Raw genomic sequence first — 7,974 nt, 5'->3', positions numbered from 1 at the left:
CTCGGTGCCGTCGGTGGGCGCGACCATGGGGGTCGGACGGTTCTTGTGGTCCTGTCCGCCGGTGTTGACGATGCCGCCGCCGTCCTTGCTGGCGTGGTTGTTGGCGACGGTGACGTGGTCGAGCTTGAGGTCGGTGTTCTTGGCGTAGATGGCGCCGCCGCTGTCGCAGGCGGTGTTGTTCTTGAAGGTGGTGAAGGAGATCGTGACGGTGCCGCGGGAGCTGAACAGGCCGCCGCCGTTGTGGTCGGCGGTGTTGCCCTCGATGAGGCTCTTGTCGCGGTCCTTGCCTTCGTGGGAGCCGATGATCTCGACGGTGCCGGCCTCGTCGCGGCCCTTGACCCAGTAGTCCTTGCCGCTGTCGAGGCTGCTGACGCGGTTGGGGCCGTGGTCCTTGCGGGTGTGGTCGTGGCCGTTGGCGATGCCGCCGCCGCTGCCGCCGGCGGTGTTGTTGGTGATCTCGGTGTCCTTGATCTTGAGCAGGCCGGTGTTGAAGATGCCACCGCCGTCGCCCTGGGCGTGGTTGTTCTGGACCTTGCTGTCCTTGAGGTCGACCCGGCCGAAGTTGGCGATGGCGCCGCCGTCGTTCTCGGCGTTGTTGCCGGTCAGCTTCACCTGGACCAGGTGCGCGCTGCCGCCGCGCTCGACCAGCAGGGCACCACCGTCACCCTCACCCTCATCCTTGCCGTCGCCCTTCGGCGAGTAGGCGAGCGTGGCGGTCGGCGCGGCCGCCGGCGTCGTGGCAGCCGGGCCGTCCTGCGGGGCGACCGAGGTCAGCGGACCGCCGGGACCACCCGGACCGCCAGGACCACCGGGTCCGCCCGGACCGCCCGGACCACCGGGTCCACCCGGACCACCCGGTCCGCCGGGGCCACCCGGTCCACCGGGGCCGCTCGGGCCGCCGTACTTGAACTCGGCGGCGTTGCCGTCCTTGACCGTGAGGTCCTTCAGGGTCAGCTCACCGCCGTCGGCCACCCGGAACAGCCGGAAGGCGTCCTCGGAGTCCCGCTTGATCGTCGAGTCGTTGCCCTTGATCGTCACGTCCTGCTTGATCGTCGGCAGGGCCGTGCCGGACTTCTTGTCCGCGAAGCTCAGCTCGTAGGTGCAGTGCTCGGCCAGCTCCAGCGTGCCGCCGTGACCCCGGTTCGCCAGGTCGACCGCCTCGACCAGCTCCTCGTCGTCACACGGCACCGCCCGCACCTCGCCGTGCTCACCCCACTCACCCCAGCCGCGGTCCTTGCCGTCCCGGCCCGCCTCGTCGCCGCGGTGGTCCTTGTCCTTGTCCTTGTCCGTGTCCTCGGCCTTGCCGGCGTCGCTGGCGTTCTGCGGCGCGACGGCGTGGTTCTCCGCGACCCGCTTCGGGTCGTCGGACTTGTTGTCCCGAGCGGCGAGGCCACCGAGCGCCGCCAGACCGACGACGCCGGTCAGCCCGGCCACGCCGGTGGCGACCCAGAGGGCTCGCCGCCTGCTCGTCGGCGGAGGCACCGGGGCCCCGCCGTCGGAAGTGGTTACGTCGTTGGACATCAGAGCTTCCGCCCTTTCGGTGTCTACCAAAGGGGCCGCACCACCCGAGGCGGGGCGACCAGCTACAAAACGGTTGTAGCCTCTGATCGACACCGTATGAGAAGGATCCTCGCGACGCGGACGTATCCGAAAAAATCGCGCATTAGCCCCCAGATCGGGGAGCTGGGCGCGCACTCGGGCGGATGGGCCTGAGCAGCACAAAAGGCGACGGGCCCGGCACCGGTGCCCGGCGACGACAAACGTCGCGAACACCGGCGGCGGGCCCGCCGTGGGTCGTACCGCCCGGATCAGCCCGGCAGGCGGGGGCCGGCCTCACGCTGCTCGGCCAGCCAGGTCTCCACCTCGTCGGAACGCCGCGGCAGCCCGGCCGAGAGGTTCACCGGACCGTGCGCGGTCACCAGGATGTCGTCCTCGATGCGTACCCCGATGCCGCGCAGCTCCGCCGGGACCAGCTCGTCCTCCGGCTGGAAGTACAGCCCCGGCTCGACGGTGAGCACGTAGCCCTCGCCCAGCGGGCCGTCCCGGTACATCTCCTTGCGGGCGTTGGCGCAGTCGTGCACGTCGATGCCGAGCATGTGGCTGGTCCCGTGCAGGGTCCACCGGCGGTAGACCGTCGACGCCGGGTCCATCGCCTCGTCCACGCTCACCGGCAGCAGGCCGAGGTCCTTCAGCGCCTCGGCGAGCACCCGCATCGAGGTGAGGTGCACCTCCCGGAACGCCACGCCCGGCTTGATCGCGTCGATGCCGGCCTGCTGGGCCGCGTACACCGCGTCGTAGACCTGGCGCTGCAACGGGGTGAACCGGCCGTCGACCGGCAGCACCCGGGTGACGTCCGCGGTGTAGAGGTTGCGGTTCTCCACACCCATGTCCATCAGCAGCAGCTCACCCGGGCGGGTGGCGCCGTGGTTGTGCACCCAGTGCAGGATCGTGGCGTGCTCGCCGGCGCCGACGATCGAGCCGTACCCGACGTCGTTGCCGTCGTGCCGGGCGCGCAGCGCGAAGATCCCCTCCAGCAGCCGCTCGGAGACGCCCCGGTCGGCCGGCAGCGCCCGGGCGACGTCCTCGAAGCCGCGCACGGTCGCGTCGCACGCCTCCTGGAGCTGGGCGATCTCCCACTCGTCCTTGACCAGCTTCAGCTCGGAGATCGCGATGGCCAGCTCGCGGTCCCGGCCCGGCTGCCCGTCGACCCGGGCCCCCTCGTACGGGCGCACCGCCGCGTCCACCCGGGCGTCGAAGCCGCGCAGCACCCGGGTACGCCCCGGCGCCAGGTCAGCCAGGGCCGCCTCCAGCCCGGTCAGGTCGGCGGTGGGCAGCCCCAGCTCGGTCGACTTCTCGCCCAGCGTCGGCCGGCGGCCCACCCACAGCTCGCCGTGCCGGCTGCGGAAGAACTCGTCGGTCTCCCGGGACGAGCGCGGCCGCATGTACAGCATCGCCTCGCCGCCCGGGCGCAGCACCAGCACGCTGTCCGGCTCCAGGTCCCCGGTCAGGTACGCGAAGTCGCTGCCCGGCCGGAACCGGTGGTCGGTGTCGTTGGCCCGTACCTTCTCGGTGCCGGTGGGGATGACCAGCGTCTCGCCGGGGAAGGCCGCGGCGAGCGCGGCCCGCCGCTTGGCGTAGTTGGGCACCTCCGGGCGGGGACCGACCGGCAGCTCGGTGTCCTGCCAGCCCTGCCGCATGAACGCCAGGAAGGCCTCCGGGAAGTCCGGGTCGTGCGACTCGGTGCCGTCCGCCGGCTTGCCCTGCTGCGTCCGCTCCTCGGCCATCATCGTCCTCCTCGAGCCTCGTCGCTGGTCCAGACGGTATCGCGCGTCCGGCCGCGGGGAGAGCCTGCGGTGCCGCGACGGCCGCTCCGGAGGCGTGGAAAGATGGCCTTCATGTGCGGACTCCTGGCCTTCTTCAGCGCGCGCGGCGACGCCGCCGCCCACCGCGACCACATCGCCGGCGCACTGGAGTGCCTGCACCACCGGGGCCCGGACGAGACCGGGGTCGAGGTGGTCGGCGACGCCTCCGGCCGGTACGCGGACGGGGTGTTCGCGCACAAGCGCCTGGCGATCATCGACGTGGCGCTCAGCCACGAGCCGCTGCCCTACGCGGGCGGCCGCTACCTGCTCACCTTCAACGGCGAGATCTACAACTACATCGAGCTGCGCGACGAGCTGATCCGGGACTTCGGTGCCCAGTTCGCCACGAACGGCGACGGCGAGGTGATCGTCGCCGGCTACCACTACTGGGGTGAGCAGGTGCTCACCAAGCTGCGCGGCATGTTCGCCTTCGTGATCTGGGACCGGCAGGAACGCCGGGCCTTCGGCGCGCGCGACTACTTCGGCATCAAGCCGCTGCACTACCTGGAGACCGCCGACGGGCTCTACCTCGCCTCGGAGAAGAAGGCGCTGCTGCCGTTCGCCCAGTCGGCGTACGCCGGCGACGCCGGGATCGACACCGCCAACCTGAGCCACTACCTGACCCTGCAGTACGTCCCGGAGCCCGGGACCCTGCACCGGGGGATCAGCCGGATCGGGTCGGGGGAGTACCTGACCTGGAGCCCGGGCGGCCGGATCGAGGTGCGGCGCTGGTACCGGCCGGTGTTCCGGCCCGCGCCGGTCGCCGACGAGCAGAAGCTCTACCAGGAGATCCGGGAGACGCTGCGGGAGAGCGTCCGGATGCACATGCGCTCGGACGTACCGGTCGGCTCGTTCCTGTCCAGCGGGATCGACTCCACCGCCGTGGTGGCCCTGGCCCGGGAGTTCAACCCGAACATCCTCACCTTCACCGTCGGGTACGACGTGCCCGGCTACTCCGAGATCGACGTGGCCCAGGACTCGGCCCGGCACCTCGACGTCACCACCATCCCGACGAAGATCGGGCCGCAGGACATGATCGACGCGCTGCCGAAGATCGTCTGGCACCTGGACGACCCGGTGGCCGACCCGGCGCTGGTGCCGCTCTACTTCGTGGCCAAGAAGGCCGCCGAGCACGTCACCGTGGTGCTCTCCGGCGAGGGCGCGGACGAGTTCTTCGGCGGGTACACGATCTACCGCGAGCCGCTCTCGCTCAGCACCGTCAACGGCCTGCCCGGCGGCGTGCAGAAGGGCCTGCGCGCGGTCTCCAAGGCGATCCCGCAGGGCGTGAAGGGCAAGAGCTTCCTGGAGCGCGGCACCACCCCGATCGAGCAGCGCTACTACGGCAACGCCCGGATGTTCACCGAGGAGGAGAAGCAGCACCTGCTGCGCCGCTACGACCCCTCGGTCCGCTACACCGACGTCACCGCACCGATCTACGCCGAGGCCACCGAACTGGACGACGTCACCAAGATGCAGTACGTCGACCTCTACACCTGGCTGCGCGGCGACATCCTGGTCAAGGCCGACCGGATCTCGATGGCGCACTCGCTGGAGGTGCGGGTGCCCTTCCTGGACCGGGAGGTGTTCAACGTGGCCGCCGGCATCCCGGTCGACCTGAAGCTGCCACCGCGCTCCGAGGCCACCAAGTACGCGATGCGCCAGGCGTTGCAGGGCGTGGTCCCGCCGGCCATCGTCAACCGCAAGAAGCTCGGGTTCCCGACCCCGACCCGGGTCTGGCTGCGCGGCGAGATGTACGAGTGGGCCCGGCACGTGCTGGCCACCTCCGGCGCCGGCGACTTGATCGACCTGTCGTACGCGATGCGGCTGCTGGACGAGCACAAGCGGGAGGAGGCCGACCACTCCCGCAAGGTGTGGACGGTGCTGATCTTCTGCATCTGGCACGCCATCTTCGTGGCGAAGACCCTCGATCCGGGCATCCAGCGCAACCAGTCCGCGCTGCTCACCAAGCCGGTGGTCGGCAGCATGGTGCGCTGACCAGGACGCGGCGAAGGGCCCCCGGAACGTCCGGGGGCCCTTCCTTTTGCGTGTGCTCAGCTCGTTCGGCGCGGGCTCAGCGCGTGCTGCGCGTTGCTCAACGGCCGGTGCAGCTGACCGTGGGCAGGCTGTTCGTGCCGGAGACGTTCGCGGTGAAGCCGAAGGAGGTGCTGCCCTCCGGTGCGATCGTTCCGTTGTACGAGGCGTTGTTGACCGTCACCGCCGAGCCGCTGCCGCTCAGTGTGCCGTTCCAGAGCTGGGTGATGGTCTGACCATTGGCCCAGGTCCAGTTCGCCGTCCAGCCGGCGTACGTCCGGGTGCTGTGGTTCATGATCGTGACCTCGGCCTGGAAGCCGCCGCCCCAGGCCGTGACCACCTTGTAGACCGCCATGCAGCTGTTGGTGCCCGGCGACGTGTCCGGGGTGCTCGGCGAGGTGCCCGGCGTGGTCGGCGTCGTACCCGGGGTGGTCGGCGTGGTGCCGGGCGTGGTCGGCGTGCTGCCCGGGGTGGTCGGCGTCGTGCCGCCGCCGACTCCGGTCACCTCGCCGTTGCCGCCGTCGAAGGTCACGTCCGAGCAGCCGAAGAAGTTCTCCTGGCTGTCCGAGCGGACCCAGCGCGAGTAGATGATGTGCCGGCCGCTCTTGTTCGACGGCAGCGTGCCGTTGAAGTAGTAGTGGCCGTCGTTGGTCCCCACCGCCCCGCTCTGCGGCGGGTTGGTGACCTGGAGGAACGGCTGCTCCTCCAGGTCGCTCCAGGCCAGCGGCCGGGTCGGGCTCCAACTGTCCTTGGTCACGTAGAAGTAGAAGGTGCCCGGGTGGTGGGCCCAGTTGCTGTAGTTGAACTCCATCGTGCGCCCGGCGGTCAGGTGGGTGAGCGGCCAGTCGTTGCGGGCCGCGTCGTAGCCGGTGAAGTTCGGGTTGCCGCCGCTGCACAGCTTGCCGTCCGGGATGAACCCGACGGTCCGGCCGCCCGCGTCGGAGCGCAGCACGCTGAACCAGTTGTACAGCGAGTTCGTCCCGCTCTCGGCGACCGCCGCCGTGCAGGCGGGGTTGTTCGGCCTGATCTCGCCCTGCGGGGTGAGCCCGTCCTTCCAGCACAGATAGGTCCGGGAGCCCGGCTTCATCGCCGCGCCGTGCGCGGCGGCCGGGTCGGGATTACTGGCCAGCGCGAAAACGCCCAGGGCCAGGGTGGCGACCGCGGTGAGCAGCGCGGCCATACGGGAACGGTGCACGGGTTTCTCCTGACTCGCGGGGCGCGACCGCACGGATCCGCCCCGCTGCGAGCAGCGGATGCGACCATCGCGGTGCCACGCCCGGCGGGCCCGGGAGTGCGGCCGGGGCCGTCGGAGCGCGCGCACCGCCCCCGGTCCATGCCACGGACCGGTGTGCCCTCGCGTCGGCTCGACCCGGCGGCCGGTGGCGCGGCAGCCCCCGCGCCGGTCCGGCAAGCGCCATCCCATCACGTCCCGGCAGCGGAGGCAATAGCTGCCGGTCGATGAGGCCGTCTCGTCGCGCCGCCCCGGTGCGATACGCCAGGATCGAGGGGTACGACGGACGGAAGGAGCCAGCATGGGATACGCGGTGGTGCTCGGTGAGGCGCTGGTCGACCTGCTCGACGACGAGTTCGACGGGCAGCCCGGCTACCGGCAGGCGATCGGCGGCGGGCCGCTCAACGTTGCCGTGGCGGTCGCCCGACTCGGCGGCGACGTCCAGTTCGTCGGCTCGCTCGGCGACGACGCCCTGGCGGAGCGGATCCGCGCCTTCCTCACCGCCGCGGGCGTCGGGCTGGCCGGGGCGGTGACCGTGCCGGCCCCGACCGCGCTGGCCGTGGCCACCTTCGCCGGTCCCGAACCGGACTTCCGCTTCTACGGCGAGCCCCGCTCGTACGCCCAGCTCACCGCCGACGACCTGGACGTGGCCCTGGTCGAGGGCGCCGACGTGCTCTACTGCGGCTCGATCGTGCTGCTCGAGCCGCCGGTGCTGGCCGCCGCCCGGCGGGCCTGGACGATCGCCGGCGCGCTGCGGGTGTTCGACCCGAATGTACGGCCGCGGCTGCTGGCCGGGCCGGACGCGCTGGACGGGCTGCGCGCGGTGGTCGCCGAGTTCGCCGCGAGCGCGCATCTGGTGAAGCTGAGCAGCGCCGACGCCCGGCTGCTCTACCCGCACGAGCCCGTCGAGGGGGTCGCCGCGTACCTGCGCGAGCTGGGCGCGGCAACCGTGGTGGTCACCCTCGGCGCGGACGGCGCCCTGGTCGCCGCCGCCGACGACGTGGTGCGGGTGCCCGCGCCGAAGGTCGACGCGGTGGACGCCACCGGCGCCGGGGACTCGGTGATGGGCGCGCTGATCGCCGAGCTGCTCGCCGCCGGCGAGCCGGCCGACCCGGCCGGCTGGCGGGATCGGGTGGCCTTCGCGCTCCGGGTCGCCGGCCTGGTCTGCGAGTCCCCCGGCGGCGCCACCGCCATGCCCACCCGCCCCGCCGTCCACTCCCGCTTCCCCACCTGACCCACCCCCTCCCCACCCCGCCCCCGCCCCCCGCTCTCGTCGATCAAGGAGTTGTGGTGGTTGACATAGGGGGCAAAGGTTGCAAGCTGGGCGCCACAACTCCATGATCGGCGCGG

At 71.6% G+C, this 7,974-nt stretch carries 5 protein-coding genes; 2 read left to right on the top strand and 3 right to left on the bottom strand.

The features are described from left to right. A partial coding sequence (locus ACIBPB_RS08025) for a hypothetical protein (protein ID WP_396838856.1) occupies positions 1 to 1,521 on the bottom strand: 1,521 nt, incomplete at its 3' end. A 287-nt stretch (positions 1,522 to 1,808) separates the two neighbouring features. Next, positions 1,809 to 3,284, bottom strand: a complete 1,476-nt coding sequence (locus tag ACIBPB_RS08020) for an aminopeptidase P family protein (RefSeq protein ID WP_396838855.1) — start codon at positions 3,282 to 3,284, stop codon at positions 1,809 to 1,811. Between the two features lie 111 nt (positions 3,285 to 3,395). Between ACIBPB_RS08020 and asnB the strand changes: the two genes are divergently transcribed. Beyond that, complete coding sequence (gene asnB, locus ACIBPB_RS08015) at positions 3,396 to 5,357, top strand: asparagine synthase (glutamine-hydrolyzing) (protein WP_396838854.1); 1,962 nt, start codon at positions 3,396 to 3,398, stop codon at positions 5,355 to 5,357. A gap of 97 nt (positions 5,358 to 5,454) precedes the next feature. Here asnB and ACIBPB_RS08010 read toward each other — a convergent pair whose 3' ends face one another. Then, positions 5,455 to 6,573: a lytic polysaccharide monooxygenase gene (locus ACIBPB_RS08010; protein ID WP_396839473.1), complete on the bottom strand. Its 1,119-nt coding sequence runs from the start codon at positions 6,571 to 6,573 to the stop codon at positions 5,455 to 5,457. Between the two features lie 352 nt (positions 6,574 to 6,925). Between ACIBPB_RS08010 and ACIBPB_RS08005 the strand changes: the two genes are divergently transcribed. Beyond that, on the top strand, positions 6,926 to 7,858 hold the full coding sequence (locus ACIBPB_RS08005) for a carbohydrate kinase (RefSeq protein ID WP_396838853.1): 933 nt from the start codon (positions 6,926 to 6,928) through the stop codon (positions 7,856 to 7,858). Positions 7,859 to 7,974: the final 116 nt, after the last annotated feature.

It is taken from the genome of Micromonospora sp. NPDC049836 (assembly GCF_044465125.1).
GTDB lineage: Bacteria > Actinomycetota > Actinomycetes > Mycobacteriales > Micromonosporaceae > Micromonospora.
The sequence above is the reverse complement of the archived record's forward strand: the minus strand, read 5'-3'. Positions and strand labels throughout refer to the sequence as shown.